Source organism: Ruegeria sp. BG3, from assembly GCF_056538485.1.
Genome location: NZ_JBQFTE010000003.1, coordinates 278,678 through 296,277 on the forward strand (window position 1 = coordinate 278,678; position 17,600 = coordinate 296,277).

10 protein-coding genes are annotated in these 17,600 nt (G+C 54.4%); 7 read left to right on the forward strand and 3 right to left on the reverse strand.

Features of this window, described 5'->3' with window-relative positions; all coding sequences use genetic code 11:
• Positions 1–202: 202 nt before the first annotated feature.
• The 7 genes from ACR0AI_RS07190 to ACR0AI_RS07220 all read left to right on the forward strand — a co-directional run bounded on the left by ACR0AI_RS07190 (position 203) and on the right by ACR0AI_RS07220 (position 11,976).
• Positions 203–3,973: an autotransporter domain-containing protein gene (locus ACR0AI_RS07190; RefSeq protein ID WP_480701284.1), complete on the forward strand. Its 3,771-nt coding sequence runs from the start codon at positions 203–205 to the stop codon at positions 3,971–3,973.
• 8 nt (positions 3,974–3,981) lie between these two features.
• A complete protein-coding gene (locus ACR0AI_RS07195; RefSeq protein WP_480672774.1) occupies positions 3,982–4,575 on the forward strand; it encodes a TniQ family protein in 594 nt (197 codons plus the stop codon).
• 1,074 nt (positions 4,576–5,649) lie between these two features.
• Positions 5,650–6,699 (forward strand): hypothetical protein, encoded by a 1,050-nt coding sequence (locus tag ACR0AI_RS07200; RefSeq protein ID WP_480672776.1) that lies wholly within the window; start codon positions 5,650–5,652, stop codon positions 6,697–6,699.
• A gap of 826 nt (positions 6,700–7,525) precedes the next feature.
• The gene (locus tag ACR0AI_RS07205) at positions 7,526–7,978 is read left to right on the forward strand and encodes a hypothetical protein (RefSeq protein ID WP_480672778.1); all 453 of its coding nucleotides are present in this window, start codon (positions 7,526–7,528) and stop codon (positions 7,976–7,978) included.
• Positions 7,979–7,999: 21 nt separating this feature from the next.
• Positions 8,000–9,301, forward strand: a complete 1,302-nt coding sequence (locus ACR0AI_RS07210; RefSeq protein WP_480672780.1) for a hypothetical protein — start codon at positions 8,000–8,002, stop codon at positions 9,299–9,301.
• Positions 9,283–10,767, forward strand: coding sequence for a Dyp-type peroxidase (locus ACR0AI_RS07215; protein ID WP_480701286.1), 1,485 nt, complete (start codon positions 9,283–9,285; stop codon positions 10,765–10,767). Before ACR0AI_RS07210 ends, ACR0AI_RS07215 begins: the two co-directional genes overlap by 19 nt.
• A 9-nt stretch (positions 10,768–10,776) precedes the next feature.
• Positions 10,777–11,976: a catalase family protein gene (locus ACR0AI_RS07220; RefSeq protein WP_480672784.1), complete on the forward strand. Its 1,200-nt coding sequence runs from the start codon at positions 10,777–10,779 to the stop codon at positions 11,974–11,976.
• A gap of 68 nt (positions 11,977–12,044) precedes the next feature.
• On the opposite strand, the gene ACR0AI_RS07225 is transcribed toward ACR0AI_RS07220, so the two are convergent.
• The 3 genes from ACR0AI_RS07225 to ACR0AI_RS07235 form a co-directional block, all read right to left on the reverse strand.
• Entirely contained in the window at positions 12,045–15,392 is a 3,348-nt protein-coding gene (locus ACR0AI_RS07225) for a peroxidase family protein (protein WP_480672786.1), read from the reverse strand.
• A 252-nt stretch (positions 15,393–15,644) separates the two neighbouring features.
• Complete coding sequence (locus tag ACR0AI_RS07230) at positions 15,645–16,181, reverse strand: hypothetical protein (RefSeq protein WP_480672788.1); 537 nt, start codon at positions 16,179–16,181, stop codon at positions 15,645–15,647.
• A gap of 446 nt (positions 16,182–16,627) precedes the next feature.
• The gene (locus ACR0AI_RS07235; RefSeq protein WP_480672790.1) at positions 16,628–17,515 is read right to left on the reverse strand and encodes a LysR substrate-binding domain-containing protein; all 888 of its coding nucleotides are present in this window, start codon (positions 17,513–17,515) and stop codon (positions 16,628–16,630) included.
• Between the last annotated feature and the right edge of the window lie 85 nt (positions 17,516–17,600).

Below are 17,600 nucleotides of genomic sequence, written 5' to 3' on the forward strand. Positions count from 1 at the left end.
TCGGTTTTTTCAGATCATACATGTGTTCAAATTGCATCATACAAAAGGCCATTCAGAAGTTTGTTAATACATCGTTAATTGGAACATCAAAAAGCCATCATTTTTTTGCCTCTGACATATGCGCGGAGAGCTCCGCGCAAAAAAATGGTAGTGGTTTCCAAACCACCCTTAAGTGGTGAACAAGATGTTTCGAGTATGCGGTTTGAACCGTAGAGCGCGCCGTCATGCGGCGGCGCTTTCCAAAGCACAGTCCAATAACAACCATCGGGTTAGACCTGCCTTATTTTGCGTCTTCGCGGTTCCGGTTGCGGCTAGCGCGGTAGCTTTGGGGGCAACGATCGGAGTGGCAACTCCATTAGGCGCACAAACGGTTGTTCCTCCGTCTAGCGGTCCGTGCACTGTTGCGGGGGACGTCGCCACCTGCACGGGAGATGTTTCTACGGGTGTTCAGGCAAGCGGACCCACAATCGAAACGCTCAATATCAATAGTGTTACTGCACCTGGAATTGCACCTGGCGGTGGAACCGACGGCGTTGCCTTTGCCACACCATCAGGGAACGCAACCCTTAGTATCCAGACGAATGGAACCGGCGGAATTGTTACCACGGGCAATGGCGCGGATGGGATTGTTGTAGATGCAAACGGCGCCGGGGAAGTTTCGATCACTTCGACCGGCGACATTGCAACAAACGGACGGCGCTCCTTTGGTATTCGATCCGAACTTGAGGGTGACGGCACCGTTTCGGTGAACTCGACTGGCAACGTTACAACATCCGGACGCAGCCGAAGCGTCGGAATCGGCGTCACTCAACAAGGTAGTGATGGCAATGTGTCAGTCGTATCGGATGGTCGGATCAGCACATCGGGCAGCCGTTCAGACGGAATTAACGCCAATCAAGACGGTGGAGACGGCGCGGTATCAGTCAACTCAGTGGGCGACATCAGCACAGCTGGAAGTCGGTCTACAGGCATCACCGCTCTTCAGAGTGGCGGCGAAGGGGATGTCTCGGTGGTGTCGGATGGCAATATCTCTACGGAAGCTAACAACTCTGGCGGGATAGTTGGACAGCAAAGCGATGACGATGGCGATATCGCGATCCAATCGACGGGAAATATCACAACAGAAGGCAACAACTCGAATGCCATCTTGGCGCGCCAAAATGGCGGCGAAGGGAATATTACGGTTGAGTCCGAGGGCGACCTCTCGACTACCCGTAGAAACGCCCGCGGGATATTTGCCCGGCAAGACAACGGCGATGGATTTATCACAATCCGTTCAACCGGAAACATCACGACGTCCGGGAATAACGCTGATGGTATCTTAGCGCGTCAAAATGGCGGCGACGGGGATATCACCGTTGAATCTGAGGGCGACCTCTCGACTACCGGAAACAACGCCCGAGGGATCTTTGCCCGGCAGGACGACGGCGACGGTTCTATCACAATCCGTTCGACCGGAAATATCACGACAACCGGGAACAATGCGGATGGTATCTTTGCCCGCCAGAGGGGCGGAGAGGGTGATATCAATGTCACCTCTTCGGGCAACATTTCGTCGGCACGGGACGCCATCCGCGCGCTTGTGACCAATGACGGCGACATTTCCATTACGAACCGGGGCAACATCAGCGGTGAAGCAGCAGGCGACAGCATCAACGCAACGGTGAATGGCGTGGGTGACGTCGTCATCGACAGCTCCGGGCATGTTACCGGCAGGGAATATGGGATTTACGGTGCAGCCAATGGAACGGGCAACGTAACGATCACCTCCAACGGCAACATTTCGGCTGATGAAGAACATGCGATCTTCGCCAACGCAGAGGACGGGAACGTAACCGTCGATGCGACGGGCGATATTGAATCCCGCGACAGTGATGCGATTGATGTGGAAACCGGCAGCCCCGGAGGCGTAATTGACGTCACAGTGGCGGGCAATATCTCTGGCAGCGCTATTGGCATTGACGCAGATGCCGAGGATTCCGGCGATATCAGTATTCAGGTCACGGGCGATATTCGCGCTGGTTCGGATGACGGTATCGAAGCCGAAGTTGATGGAGACGGCAATATCTCGATCACGATGAATGGCGATATCGATGCAAACGAACACGGGATCCGGAGTTTTGTGGCTGGTGACGGAATCATCTCGGTTGAAGCGTCTGGTGATATAGCGGCTGATGGCATTGACGGCATCAACGCGGAAATTGACGGAAGCGGCGATATTGCCATTTCGGCAACCGGCACCATCGATGCCGAAGTTGACGGAATCTTTGCCCATGTGACCGACAACGGAAATATACGCATTACAAATTCCGCATCCATAACCGCCAGAAACGACGAGGGAATTGACGCCGAAGTCTTCGGAGACGGCGATGTCTTCATAGAAAACTCGGGTCAGGTTACCTCTCGCGAAGACGATGCGATTGAAGTGGATGTCGAAGGAAGTGGCAACGTCAGCATTGAAAATTCTGCCCAGCTTACCGCCGATTCCGACGCGATCGATATTGAGCTAAACGGTGATGGAAACGCGAGGGTCACCAATAGCGGGGCGTTGCGTTCGCTGGACAATAACGGGATCGAAGTGGACGTAGATGGAACGGGTTGGATCACCATTGTGAACACAGGAAATATTGATGCGTTCGAATACGGTATCGAAGTCGAAGATCGTGACAACAATGCCGCCGCAACCATCACAAACTCGGCTCGCATCACCGGTCGCGAAGGCTTTTCCATCGTATTCGGCGGGGACGGGAACGACACGTTGACGCTCGAACCCGGCTCAGCCCTGACCGGTTCGGTCGATTTCGGCAATGGCAATGATGGCATCGGGGGCACGAACCCGAATGACATTGACACGCTGAACTTTGCGCCCGGGGTGAATGCGATTGTTAACTTTGCAGATGCATCGGGTAGAGATAGTGATCTTGCGTCCGCCCCCGAAGTCGTCAATTTCGATGGTGCAGGCGTTTTGATCAACAATGGCCTCACGGCGGTTTCGGTGGATACGACAGGATTTGTGGCCCAAGGCACCTTTATCAGCGATCTGACCGACGCAGTGTTCAATACGATTGAAACCGCCAGCCCCTATGACTTTGGCTCATCCGATGGTCAGGTCAGCAGGAACCGGAGTGCCTTCGGGTATGCCGAACAGGATGGTGGTCCCTATGTTTGGGGTACAGCCTTCGGCGGAGATCGCGATGTTGAAGAAGAAGGCTCAAGTCTTGGTTTCAGCCATAGAATGTACGGTTTTGTGATTGGTGCTGAAACGAATGAGCTTATCGGAAACAGCGATTTTGGCATTCTTGTTGGGTATGACGATAGCCGCATCTCGCTGGATCAGGATGCAGGTGATACTGATATCAAGTCATATTTTGGCGGCGTTTACCTCGAAAGGGACTACGGACAATATAGCATCAACGCAGCTCTTCTTGCTGGCATAACCGACAATGAAGTGACTCGAAACGTTGATGGCGGCGAAGCGCAGGGCGATTTTGATGGGACGTTCGTTTCTCCATCGCTTTCGATCTCGGCCCCTATCAACGCTTTGCCAATTCCTGCCTTCTTCAGTGCTCGCGCAAGCTATGTATTTCTGAAACTTGACGAGTATACCGAAACAGGAACCGCGTTCCCCCTAACGGTCGAAGATCGGAACGTCTCGGTCTTCAACACGCGGGCTCAATTGAACTTGCCCCGCCTCTATGAGGGTGCAAATGGATCGAGCACCTACCTGAACTGGGCAGTCGGAATTGACGCAACTTTCGATGCAGGGTCCGATGATGTAGACGCGATCGTAGCGGCGACGCCCTTTTCTTTCGTAGCGTCCACAGAAGATGCAGCTGCTGGGTTTCTTGGCTTTACGCTTGAACATATTTCTGCAGATGGAAATAGGTCGGTAGGCTTCAGCGGTGAATTTCAATCAACCTTTGGTGGTGGATCCAGTATTGTTGGAGAACTCACAGCTTCCATAAGGTTTTGAACCTATGGATGGAGAGCTTGAATTCGTTCGTAGGTCGCGCGGCTTCGATGAATTCTAGTGATCCTTTGTCCTATCTTGGGGAGCGGTTCCCGTCAGCGAATCATAAGAGTTTCGCGAGACTCCCCGCAGGTCTAGATACAATGGATCATGTTGTCTTTTTGGCTGGCTTGAACGATGCACGGGACCCGGAACAACGCAGGCTGGAACTGCTAACCTTTCCAAGTACAAACCACAGGGTTCACACCAAGTGGCTGAGGCGGGCAGTGGGAAATCATCTGGGCTCAGACTGCTTCAGCAAATCGCCTTCGTTTGCATGGTGTCCGCGCTGCCTGCTTCGCGACCAGCTCAACGGCCATGACCAATTCATGCGATTGGCTTGGAGGATGATCACCCACACGTTCTGTGTGGCTCTTAGGAGGCTGCTTACCACCCATTGCGTAAAATGCCATGATCGCGATGCAGAACCGGCATTCGTATTCGACGGCAGCAATATCGTTTCGCATGTAATAATTGCGGCTGATTCTATTCGACACAGCTTGGATTACCCGACATGTCTTCTTCGACGGTCTTGCAGCTGCGCGAAAACCAAAATGCGCAGATAGCTTGGAATGAGGTACGCCACTTGGAAATGGCACTTTAGAAGAGCTTGTCGGAGCGATCAAGTACCAACAAAAAATGCGAATTCCGAGACCTCACTATAGCATTGGCCGATGATCTGATGAAACCAGTCCGGCTGGGCCGCGTGCCTATAGGCCTCTTTTCCAATACAGCGTACCCGGCACAACCAAACCGTTGCAGCGTCAACTCAATGGAACGGCCCTACCGCGCTGCTTCTATTGCTTTAGGCCGAAAAACTACGGGCTGATAGTAACCATTCTAAAACGCCGAAAGAACCTGTTTTCCATCCAAAGCGTGAACGACAAGCGTTGGGGAGGGCGCCGACTATGCAGGGACTAAGATCCGAGCTCGAGCCGGAGCAAAACAATGAACTTGATCGTCTATTGCTACGGTTATCGGTAAAACGAACTTGAAAACAGGGCGGAAAGCCGACTTTCGCAATTGGCGCAAAGTGATCTCAAAAACCTAACACAAGCGGGCATTGACGATAAGCACAAGTTCTGGTGTATCTACAATACCTCAGGTGTTGGCTGGAGTTCCAATTGCAACGACCTTCTATGTAGTCGTCGAACTACAAGAAATTGCTACCTAACTAGTGTAATTGACCTATTCATTTTGCGGGTCGACCAATAGTGACCACTGAGTTGGGTTGGCGGCCTGCCAATGACTTTATACCAAAAACTCCCGTAGTGAGTTTCATTGCCTCCAGATGTTAGATGGTTGGTTGGATCGCTTTGGTTCGCGCAAAATAAAAAGTCGTTCCGTCGATGAGTAATAGTGACCGGGTAATTGATTGGATGCTCGACGACCGTGGCGGCGTCTAAGGGTTCGCGTTGCAGAATTGGTGCGTTATCGAATTGCGAGCGCTCAGCACATCGTCGATAAGCCTTGGCAACAATTGTTCTTGTATCCAAACGGGCGACGAGACAAAACTGAACGTTACGCGGTACAAGTTGTTCGACATCCAAGCGTTTGCAGAACATCCCTCGCTGAATTTGGCATGCGAGTAGTTCATCTTAATTGAAGAATAGGTATCACGTCTATGATATCTGTTCTTCATGAATACTAAAAAGAAGCGAAATCCTGCACTGGTCAACCGCGAGGTGAAAACTCGCTATTTCAGCATTGCCTTCGCTCCCGTTATCATCTTCGTGCTTCATTCTATCATTACCAATCACCTACTAGCGACTGACATCGATGTACCTATAGACATTCTTCAAACTGAGCGCCCTTGGCTGGAGGCGGTGGGTCGCTACAGATTTCTTGCGGCTACATGGTTTTTTGCGTCGCTCGCCTTTTTTGCGGTCGCAATGCTGGCTCGAAACCTAGCCCGGCCAACTTCGCCAAAAACGAGGGCGGCAGCGATGATCACCCTGGCAACAATACTTTTGCTAGCCCTTCTCCCAACGATTCAGCAAAACTTGAACCCCGATGGCTCAAGGGTTTACCGTCGCCTAGGTGCCGCTTTTTTTGAGGCTGCGCTGTCACGTGGCGGTTTGCCCGGTTGTACTCGACCAGAAGACTATTGGCTTTTGGGGCGCTGCGGCGAAATTCCCGCCATAGCTTTGTTCAATCGCATACTGGATGTCATGAACGTCATTGCGGGCCTCTCTGTCGGCGCGTTGGTCGTGGGAATGGTGCTCTGCCTGGAAACACGCGACAGTGATGATGTTGAGGATCAAGCCGCACTTTTGGCGCGAAACCTCAAACAAATGCGCCAACAACTGTACCTGTCCAGCATCGTGCTTACGTTTGGGATGTTGTTTGCGACGAGTTGGATGTACTGGCCTCTTCCGATAGTTAAGGAGACAGAACAAGCCGCTTACAGCGCTCTCGTTCTGGCATCCGCATTGTTCAGCGGTACTTATTTTAGTTTACTGATGTTAAGCTACTATTTGCCGGTAGCGTTAATTCTAGATGGCCGCACTCAGAATTTAGCTGAGAAGGCGGGCCAAATTGGCCAATCTGGCGAGCAATTTGATTCGGTGGCGTGGAGAACATCGAGGGGCCTTCAGGAAGGGGCGGTGGACTACCTTAGAGCCGGCTTCGCAGTAACGGCACCGATTCTGGCGGCTTTCGCGGGCGGTATTTCACCGATTGCACTATAGTTTCGGGATCAGGGTTTTTTCTGCAACTTATGACACTTTAGCGTCTAGTTAAGCCAGTGAGAGTGTACGGCTCAGAGCCGGAAGGACTAGAACATATGTTGCCTTTGAGCAGTCGGCGAGCAGATCGCAGCTATAGACCTGACCGAAAAACCGCGGAAACCCATGTATGCGTAGCACTCATGAACCGCTTCAGTGCTCTCATTACCGCCGAAAGCAATCGCATGGCTTGAGATCAGAGGGGAAAAGGGGCCGACTCGCCTTGAGCTTGAGTTATGCTACAATGCCCCGCCGATCACATGCGATGATGTAGAATCGGAATCTGAACACGATATACGAAGGTAGGCCTGTACCGCGCAAAACGACGGTGAAGCAACTCGATCCAATTCCCGACATCCAGCCTAAGCCCGCGACACAGGCTCGGCCTTGGCAACGCGTACCCAACAACACGCAAACACTGGCACAGTCGATAGCGCGACTGATAGCAGTACACGCCGGTGCGGCGGACGAGTGGAGCGATCATGAAGCACTACAGATCAGGGCATGTCTACTTCATCAAAACCGTTTCTAACGCATAATTTAAGCCGCGGCTACAGTTGCGGGCATCGAGACCAACAGCATGGTTCGCAAGCGGGATCTTGGAACTTCGGCAAGCAGATTCTTTCAATTTGATGAGCTCGATGGCTAAATCTACCCACTCATAGCGACAGTTTTGAAACACACCAAAATTTGTGATATCACATATCTTTCGCTTACATAGTCGTCGAAAAGGCCGTGCAGGTCATTCTGGAGGACGCCCTACAACACACTTTCATGGAAGGAGGCCACAATGGCACATAGCGTCGAATCCCTCATGGACTTGAGTCAGGAGGAACTGGACGAATTGTTCTCTAGCGTGGCGGCTGGGGATATTCCGGACGGTGAGGCTGAAGGGACTGCCATTGTGGCTCCGGGCACCAGGTTCACTCCGCTGATCTCGCGCTTCATCAACAGCTTTGCCTGGCAGGGCAAAGTCTTCGACCAGCAAAAGGGCGTTTTGCGCAATCGCATTCTGCCGTTCGGACTGAATGCGATTCTGGCCAAAGTATACACGGACAAAAGCTGGCTCGACGGAAAGGAATGCATCGTTTTGGATTACTCCGACACGTCGCTTCTCGCCCAATGGATTCGTGATGAAATACGCGCCATTGGTCCCGGTCTCTATCTTGGGAAAGTCTATTGGGACGATAATCGATTGATCGATTTTGCGCTGGACTTCAATGTCGAAACGTCATCGCCCTAAGTGTGTTAGACTCGTCCCGCCATGACGCAGCAAACCACATTTCTGATTTTGGCCCCCGTCGATGAAGGGCGGATTGATGATTTGCTCGCGCTGCTGTCCGAAATGGTCGTCAAACCCGGGATTGCGGACCCGAAGAATCCAATTGTGCCCTTTGCAGAGTTTGACCGCCTTCACGTCGCGCGGTTCTTCCTTACTCGGGTAGATACATGGCGCGACATCGAAGCCTACAATGTAGAAGCGCGCCCATTTCCACCGCACCTGGCCTTTTTGGGCGACATGGACGGAGATCGGGACAGTTTTCTGGACGAGTTGGCAGATCAGGCGAGTGAAGGACTGCGGCGGATCTTTTCGCATTGCGAGAGCTTCCGCGAAGATACGGACCTTAGCGATTGGATGGCTCAGCACAACGTGGTTGAGGCCGCTAACTACGTGAACATGCGCGGCCGCACCGTGCAGCAGGTTCACGAAGAAGCGGCACTTGCCCGGGCACTGAAATCGGAATTGCGCGCGCTGGTAGACGCGCATGGTACGGATGATGCCATTCTGCTGCACGAGCGTTTGCAGGAATTCGTCTCGACCGAACAGCGGGCAGGGCGTCTCCGCCTGACGCCTCCGCAGCCAGCGCCATTGTTACAGGTTGCCGCCGATTGGATCGAAAAGATCGCGGTGCCCATGGTGCTGCTGGCTATTTCGCCGCTCGTTCTGCTGGCTTCGCCGCTGCTGCTCTGGTGGGTACGTCGGCTTGAACGGTCGGACCCCGAAATCCTGCCGCGCCCGGACGATGCCCATATTGCTGAGATGGGCACGTTTGAAGATCAAGATGTGACCAACCCTTTTTCGGCGGTTGGCGACCTAAAGCCCGGCGGTTTCCGGCGCGCGATCACGACGGTCGCGCTGTATCTGCTGAACTACGCAGCCAAACATATCTTTCCGCGCGGTTATCTGACTCGCGTGCAGACGATCCATTTCGCGCGTTGGGTTTATTTCGACAACAAGCGCCGCGTGATGTTTTGCAGCAATTACGACGGGGCGTTGGAAAGCTACATGGACGATTTCGTCAACAAGGTTGCCTGGGGGCTCAACCTCGTGTTTTCGAATGGTGTCGGGTATCCAAGCACACGGTTTCTGATCAAGGATGGGGCCGAGCAAGAGAGCAAGTTCAAGCGGTTCCTGCGAAACCGTCAGCAAGCCACTTTGGTGTGGTACAAGGCTTATCCCGGTCTGACGGCAATCGACCTCGACAGGCATTCTCAGATACGCGCTGGGCTTGAGCGGCGGCCGCTCGGGCTCAGGGCATTGCGAAAATGGCTGGCAAAGATATGACACAGAACGGGGATATCCCGGTCACACGGCCCAAGTTTTCCGACATGCAGGGCTTGGTCCGGTTTGGTCATGGCAATCTGACCGAAGCCGAGTTCCTATTGCTGACCATCTCGAACGTACAAGCTGCGCGGGATTGGCTGGCGACTGCCCCGATCACATCAGCCGAGTGGATGGACACCCCACCGGAGACTGCGCTGCAGGTCGCGTTCACAGCCAGCGGATTGCAGGCGCTTGGGTTGCCGGGTGAAGTTCTTTCACAATTTTCACAACCGTTTCTGGCGGGGATAGCGGGCGAAGAAAGCCGCACCAGGCGGCTTGGCGACACCGGCGGGAACGCACCGGAGAATTGGGTCTGGGATGGTGGCGAGCTCCACGTTCTGTTGATGCTATACGCGCGCGAGGGTGGGTTGGAACCCCTGAAATCAACTTTGCTGGGTGGCAATTTCAAAGATGCCTTCGGTATTGTTCATGCACTGCCGACGCGCGCAAATGACGGTATTGAACCTTTCGGATTTGCTGACGGTATCAGTGAGCCAAAAGTGGATTGGGAACAACAAAGCCCACCGCCAAAGCACGGCCGCGAGAAATACGCCAACTTGATCGCACCGGGTGAGATCGTTTTGGGCCACATCAATGAATACAAGGAAGTCTCACCTGCGCCGCAGATCAATGCTGACGACGGGGATCGCGACTTTGGGCGCAACGGTAGCTATCTGATCCTGCGCCAACTGGAGCAGGACGTGGAGGGGTTCTGGCAGTATCTGGATACGGCGGCAAACGGCGACGCGGCGCGGCGCGAGGCCTTGGCCACCGCCATGGTGGGCCGCGCGCGGGACGGCACGCCTTTGATCCGGGGCCGGCGCGAGATAGAGGGTGGGCGAAAAGGAAACGATTTCACCTATGAGGATGACGTCGATGGCATCGTATGTCCGGTCGGCGCCCATATCCGGCGTGCGAACCCACGAACCGGCGACCAGCCACCCGGCGTTGATGGCCTATGGGCCTGGATAACCAGCACTCTCGGGTTCCGGCGCAGACGTGATGGCCTGCCGGGCCGACACGATCTTGTCGCATCGACACGCTTTCACCGTCTTGCCCGTCGTGGGCGGGCCTATGGGTCGCCGCTGTCGCCCGAGCAAGCGCTGTCGGGCAAACCTGACACCCAAGAGGCGAGGGGGCTGCACTTCATCTGCCTCTGCGCCGACATCACGCGCCAGTTCGAATTCGTCCAGAACGCATGGATGGCGTCCCCTACGTTCGATGGTCTGCATGGCGAGGCCGATCCGATTGTTGGCAGCCGTGAACCCGTCGGTGGTGTGCCATCAGACAGTTTCAGTATCCAGAGCGCGACAGGTATTGCAGAGCGGCTCGAAGGCCTGCCCCAATTCGTGACCGTCAGGGGCGGCGGCTATTTCTTCTTGCCCAGCTTGCGCGCAATACGCTTTCTCGCAGAGCAGAAAGACTAGGAGATATTCATGCGCGCCATCCTTCTTGTCATTCGCCGTTTCTTGCATTCGCTGCTTCAGATCGGGCTGCACTTCGAACGCAGGCTCGAGCCGTTTTTCCGCCCGCAGCTCAACCGCCTCATACGTGATCCCGCGGCGCGGTTCCTGCAGCGCCTCAAGAACCGCAAGCGCCCAAACCACGGGCTTGGCCTGGCTGAGGAAAAGATATTCGACTGGGAAGAAGAGGCGTTGCAGACGATCATCGATGAGATGCGCGAGCAGATGAACCTGCATTTTCAGCCCGGCGCCTACGAACGTGGTGGTAATACAAAAACGCATGGACTAGTACGCGCGACCTTTACGGTGAATGCCGACTTGCCCGAGCACCTGCGCAAAGGTGTGTTCGCAGTTGAACGAAGCTATCCGGCCTATATCCGCTTTGCCGGGCCCGGCCCCGACGTGCCCGAAGATATCCGAGATGTCGGGTTCGGGTCGATGTCAGTCAAACTGATGGACGTGCCTGGCCCGAAGCTGATGGACGAAGAGAAATTCACGCAGGACTGGCCCGCTGTCGTCACGCCGACATTCGTCACACCGGACGTACGAGAGAATGCCAAGCTGCAGTATTGGAGTACCATTGACGAGCCGATCTGGTATTTTCTGAACCCCAAGGATACGCATCTGATCGATTTTCTCATGCAGGGTCTGTGGAACGAAACTCAGTACAATCCACTGGGCCAACGCTACTATAGCTGCGTGCCGTATCTGCTGGGCGAAGGGCAGGCCATGCTCTACTCTTACAGGCCGTTAACGGATGTGCCGATGGGTATTCCCGGTGTCCCGTTCGGACGCGTGCCCCCGAATTACTTGCGTGACAACATGGCGCGCGCCCTGCGCGCGGGTCCCGCCGAGTTCGAGATGCTGGTTCAGATTCAGACCGACCCGCACCTGATGCCCGTCGAGGATGCTTCGGTGCTGTGGCCCGAAGAGAAATCGCCTTGGATACCGGTCGCTCGCCTCCATATCCCTCAACAGGATTTCGACACGCCTGCCCAAATGTCCTTTGCGCGGAACCTGCGGATCAACCCCTGGCATTCGCTGCCCGAACACCGCCCACTGGGCAACCAAAGCCGGGCGCGGCGGCGCATGTACCAGGAATTAGCGGCGTTTCGTCAGAAAATGAACAAGGCTGACCACGTCGAACCCGACGGGACCGAGACGTTCGAATGACAATTTCACTTAACCGGTGCGAGCTTTTGGAGAGGCAAGATGCAGTGTTTCCCCTCGGGGCCAAACACCTAGGATGATGCGAACCGCTCAAACATTTCCGGCAGCAGCGTGTTGCGGTAGAGGCCTTCAAAGTCTGACGGACGGATGGCAGCCGGCTGACCCGCGCGAGCGAGCATCCGGAAAAACGACGCCCATTGCTTGGTGGTGAGATCATCTAAAACGTTCTTCTCCGCTAAAAGCGCCATAAACTCATGCTCTGGAATCAGACCGTTGTCATGCCTCGCAGCCATGTCGGTTAGTGTCGCCATATAGTCTGCCAGCACCTTTTCATCGATCATACCGTTTTCGTCATAGACCATCGTGCGTTTGCCCGGGCGGCGTTTCGCCATCTCTTTCAGGGGGATGCCGCGACCCAACAGGAGGTTTTTCAGTCCGCCAAATTTGAAGGTCGACCCAAGGGTCAGAAACAGCGCTCGAGATCCACTTGTTTCAAATGTTTGCCAGCCTTTCAGGTTCTCCGGCAACCCAGCACGCGAGATGTCATTGCCCAGGTTGAAGGGAAGGATGTGCTTTTCCATATCCGTCAGCCTGAGCTGCACGCCTTCGCGCTTCTCGTCCTTGCGATAACCTCTGAGCTGGTTCACTTCTTTCTGCGTCAAAATCCACTCGCTCACAAAGCCAGGGTACTCGGGCGACTGGTAGCCGGGCCAGGGGTGTTTTTTCTCGCTCAGAATAGCCTTGGCCGCTGCAATCAAATCAGCGCGGGTGACGCCATCGGGATCTCTGGTCAGTATGTCGCGGGCAAAGACCCGGCCTTTACCTTCCAAGTCGGCAAACACGGCACCATCGGTTATGTCGACGATATAGATCGTGCCCTCATGCGCCACGCGGATCAGTTGGTTGGGCACGTTGTCCTCGAAATGCGCGTCCTTCCACGGATCACCCAGACCCATGTCGCGAATGTGCTGCTCGCCCCAGGTGATGATGCCGGTGGATTCCAGCGGATGCTCGTCCGGCGCCTCAGTTGCCGAGGTGCCCACGTATTCGTAAGTGTTAACCGTCTTTCGGGTCTCTAGCCAATCGCGCAGTTCTGGGCAGTGCAGGTAGAGCAGCTTTTCCTTGTCAACGGCTTCAACCAGATTGATAGCTGTCCAACCAACCTCGTCCGGGCGCCATTTCTCGGTGAGGTAGGGGTTTTTGCGGATACGGCTGGTGGCCTCCTGCACGAAGGTTTGAAAGCCTTCGTTGGTGATTGCCAGACCCTCGGGTCGATGTTCGTTCAAGGTCAGCCCGATGATGGCATCCAGCGTTTCAATGCCTTCGGGATAGAGTTCTTGAAGCTTTGCAATCGTCGCTTTGGACGCCTCGCTTGATGGATCAAGGAACAGGTGCTCCCATTTCTCGCTTGGCGGGATGTTGTGGGCACGTTGATAGTCTGTCCAGAAGGGCGTACCACGTTCGCGGTCTTTGCGAATTTCCTGCTCCAACATGTTCATAACGCCTTCTTCGGTCGCCATGTTCCGGAAGAAATCGGCCGTATTGCCGGCAACAGGCGCGCCGAGACGAGTATTCATCATGTAATAATAGACGGCACCTAGACCCTCATCCTTGAGGAATTGGTGGCCGTCGAGTTCGCGCAAGTTCATCATATTCACTTCGCGCGTGTCGTCATCGACAGTCTCTCCGATGGGCGGGCATTTCAACTGATCGACCCAGATTTGGTGACCAAAGCGGTAGGCCTTGCTGAAGAAGTTTCCCTTGATCTCGGGCTTGTTCTTTTCGACCTTCCCGGCGGCAATGCCGTGGGCCACAGGATCCGTGCCTTGTTCAGGGCGGTAGATCTTTTTGTCGAAATGAGGCAGCTTGCGTTCCGCGCGGCCGAACAGGTTGGCGTTTAGCCCGTTGACCACGGCTTCGTTGGCAAACAGCGTGTGTGTCCAGGTGCCGGTGTGGATTTTCACATAGGTCATGGTGACCACGCGCCGCGCGATCTGGAAAATCTGATTGTCTGACCAGTCTGGATAGCGCTCTTTCAAAACCCCGGCGACCCAATTGTGATGGCGCGCATAGAGCGTGTGTTCTGCTTCCAGCGGCGCGGTCATATTGCGCCCAAAGCCGGTAACTATCTGTTTTTGCAGCGGGCCATCTTCGCTGACAGGCACGTCTTTCAGCGGGAGAAATCCGCCGGTGCCATCTTTTTCGGTGTCTTCCAGATAAAGCTTACCGCCGGGCACTGGCGTGCCGTCTGGGTTTGAGCGCACTTCTGCCAGCGTTTCGATATCGCTGCCATAGATGTGGCTCATGTCCCACCAGACGGTGGTACCATGCATGCCTTCGCCATCTTCGCGCAAGGCATGTGGCGCATCGGATCGGCTCCAATCATATTTTACACCAAGCGCGGCCCATTCGCTGTCGGGGTCGATGGGAATCGCGTGTTTCAACGCATTGTCCGGCGCGGTTTGTGCTACGTCGTGTACAAGCTGCTGAAGGTGGGCAGCAGCATGAAAGCTGGCCGTCTTGGCTTCGATGGTTTTACCATTGCGATAGCCAAAAACCTTCGCAACATCCGCTTCGCTTGGCAGTTTCGGATTTTGGGATTGATCTTGCGGGCGATAGCCTTTTTCAAGCCCGTGGTCTACAAACTCCTGGCCCACACGGCCTTCGCCCGGCCCAAATTGGGTATCAAGATACGCGCCATCTGGGGAAAAGCCGGAATCCGCCCATTTTGGTATATCCCCTTTGGGCAGCTGACCGACGATGTCGCCGCGTTCTCCGTCAGGGTCGCGTTCGCCCTTTTCCATCTGCGTGCGCGCATCGCCCAAAGCCGCGAGCCGCAGAATGCCAAGCTTGCGCTGCGTCCAACGGCCCGCATTGCCAGGCGTGGCACCAGAATTCGCCCAGGCCCCAACAGGACCCAGCGCCAGAGAAACCAGAGAATCCTTGAAGTTTCGTGCCCGATCCAACATTGATTTTTTGGGGATATGGTCCCCTGGGCGCTGAAAATCCGTGCAGAGCACCCACGCATCCTTGTGGCCTTCATAAGCTTTGGCCGGATCGGTCTTGAGGTATTCCTCGGTCAATTCGTTGGGGCGTAGGACGGCCGCGCCGCTATTGCCATCGACACGGTTTTTTTCGATCTGTTGGGTCCAGAATTCTGAAAACCTGTGGCTTGGGTCTTTCTGAGCAGCCTTTTCAAACCAGTCCGCCGCCGAGAGAAAATCCCCCACATTGCGGAAGGCGTGTGCGCCGAGGGCACAATCTTCGGCAGTCGCAAGACCTTCTTCATGGCGTTTGACATAGAGTTTTATTGCTGTCGCAAAATTGCCTGCATTTATGTTTGCCAATGGATCTTCAGAGATAAAATCGACCTGCTGGTCGTGCTTAGCAGTGACAGGACATCCGGAAACGACGTTCATTTCAACCTCCAACAAAACCTTGGGTTGAGGTGTTAAAAGACACCAAAAACCTTGAATGAGAAATAGAAACGTGACACCTGCCAACCATAATCGGCTGGTTGGATAGGGTTGATTGTAGTTTATCAGTCTACTCAGTGCGACTTTTTTTTATGACGCAGCCGGGGTGCTTTCGATCTCGACACCCAGGAGGTTTGTTGCCTAGCTCTTGCCCAGCGCGCCTCGGAACCTAGCCTTACCGACTTTACCTATCACCTATTGAGGTAACCCAGCCCTTAACCAGCCTTCACGCCAGTTGTTTGCGGAGGCTGGAACAGAGAAGATTGGAATCTGGATTTCCTTTGAAGCGGTAGTCAAGCTAGGGCGCAACATCTGCAGGTCTTTAACTGCTTTGCGAACCGCTTCTTCATCCGTCAGATGTCTCAGAGAAGCGATCAGCATAAGATGACTCATGACGAAGCTGGATCGCACTGAAAAAGCATCCCGATGAGCTCCAGCCGCTTCCTCAAATCGCTCAGGCTGAAAGAGTGCGCTTGCCTGAGCAAGGTAGGCCGCATGACGAAACGGATCATGTAGGCTAATGTCGACAGACTGAACCGCGTGTTTCAGAGCCTCCTCCGGCCTATCAAGCAGGCAAAGGTTTATGTATACTAGCATGTGAACTATTGCAGCGTTTGGATTTTGCTTGAGTGCTTGTTTCAAAACGTCCCGTGCACGCGGCAGGTCTCGCGCGAGCATTGAGATAGAATGTACCGCATATACCATTGCTATCCCGTCTGCACGATCGCTCATAAGGACCCGTTCAGCGGCCGTGACAGCTTCCTTTGGTCCCTCGCCAATAGGTTCAAGCCCTTGAACCATCCGTTGAATATGTAACCAAGCCAAAAGCCCGGCTGCAGACGTAGAGTCTGGGTCACGATCCAGCGCGAGTGTTGTTAGTCGATTGGCCTTGCGGTTGTCTTCGCCGTCATAAGATGGAAGTGCGATTGCGCCCTAAGGTACAGTTCGTAAGCTTCCAAATTGTCCGTTGGTTTCGCTCGTGCTCGGTTTGTTTCAGCGTGCCTCAGCGATGGCTCAATCGCTGTCACGACCTCAACGGTGACTTTGTCTTGAAGGTCAAAAATATCGTCAAGCACGCCGTCAAATCGATCTGCCCACACATGGCTGCCGTTCCCGCCAAATAGAGCAATTGACTGCACAGAGCCCAACATAAAAAACACTCGCCATCTCAGCTGTTCTCATCCGTCAAAGTGCTGTCCTTCCTCTCGAAGTAGACTAACGACCTCATCAATCGCAGGATGGCGTCTCGATCTATGCGGAAGCTCGAGGGCCAACACCCGACCTGTTCCGATACTTTCCGATGAAACTTTTTTGAGTTGTCCAGAATGAAGCGCCTGCTCAACCAGGCAGCTATGTCCCATAAGCACACCCGCACCGGACTTCGCTTCTTCGACGGCAAGGGCGTAGAGCGAATACCTCGGCCCCCTTTGGGGATCACCAACTGAAACACCTGTCGCCTCTGACCACATGGACCAGTCTTCTTGCCACGTCTGGTCGTGCAGCAACTGCGCGGACTCCAGATCAAGACCATCTGCTATCCTTGGCGAACAAACGGGGAGGATTTCGTCTTCCCCAAGCACGATCTGATCCGGTGTTTCAACAGCGACGGAAAAGAAAACTGACAGATCAAATAGTTCTCTCGATAGGCTGGGAGGCCGCTCCATCGCTGTCACCGAGACATTCAGGTCGGGACGCTTCTCGCGCAGCTTGCCCAATCGCGCTGGTAACCATAGCTGCGCAATTGAGGGCAAAGCGGCAATGTGTATCTCAGGGTTGGGTGCTAGGTTTCGTAAACTCTGCGTCGCCGCGGCGAGAAGATCAAAGGCATTTGTGAACTCTTCCGCTAGCTTGCGACCAGAGGAGGTTGACGAAACACCGTGAGCCCCTCTTTCAAACAAGGTAGTTCCGGCCCAGCCTTCTAAGGCTTTTACATGTTGTGATACCGCGCCAGCCGTGACGCCCAACTCCTCGGCCGCGGAAACGAAATTTTCTAGCCTCGCCGCAGCCTCGAAGGCACGCAGAGCATTGAGGGGCGGCCCTTTGGGGCGACGTGGAGCGACAGCCATAGATCTGAGCCTTAGTTTTTCTAAGCCCAGAAATAGCAAAACTGGTTTGCGTTGTCATTCCGATCTGTCCAATCTGTGTGCAGCC

What these genes read in the sequence shown, in the direction of transcription:
- ACR0AI_RS07230 (WP_480672788.1), bottom strand. Translation starts at nt 16,181, where the DNA reads ATGAGCGATCGTGCAGACGGGATAGCAATGGTATATGCGGTACATTCT.
- ACR0AI_RS07220 (WP_480672784.1), top strand. Translation starts at nt 10,777, where the DNA reads ATGCGCGCCATCCTTCTTGTCATTCGCCGTTTCTTGCATTCGCTGCTT.
- ACR0AI_RS07215 (WP_480701286.1), top strand. Translation starts at nt 9,283, where the DNA reads ATGGCTGGCAAAGATATGACACAGAACGGGGATATCCCGGTCACACGG.
- ACR0AI_RS07225 (WP_480672786.1), bottom strand. Translation starts at nt 15,392, where the DNA reads ATGAACGTCGTTTCCGGATGTCCTGTCACTGCTAAGCACGACCAGCAG.
- ACR0AI_RS07195 (WP_480672774.1), top strand. Translation starts at nt 3,982, where the DNA reads ATGGAGAGCTTGAATTCGTTCGTAGGTCGCGCGGCTTCGATGAATTCT.
- ACR0AI_RS07235 (WP_480672790.1), bottom strand. Translation starts at nt 17,515, where the DNA reads ATGGCTGTCGCTCCACGTCGCCCCAAAGGGCCGCCCCTCAATGCTCTG.
- ACR0AI_RS07205 (WP_480672778.1), top strand. Translation starts at nt 7,526, where the DNA reads ATGGCACATAGCGTCGAATCCCTCATGGACTTGAGTCAGGAGGAACTG.
- ACR0AI_RS07200 (WP_480672776.1), top strand. Translation starts at nt 5,650, where the DNA reads ATGAATACTAAAAAGAAGCGAAATCCTGCACTGGTCAACCGCGAGGTG.
- ACR0AI_RS07210 (WP_480672780.1), top strand. Translation starts at nt 8,000, where the DNA reads ATGACGCAGCAAACCACATTTCTGATTTTGGCCCCCGTCGATGAAGGG.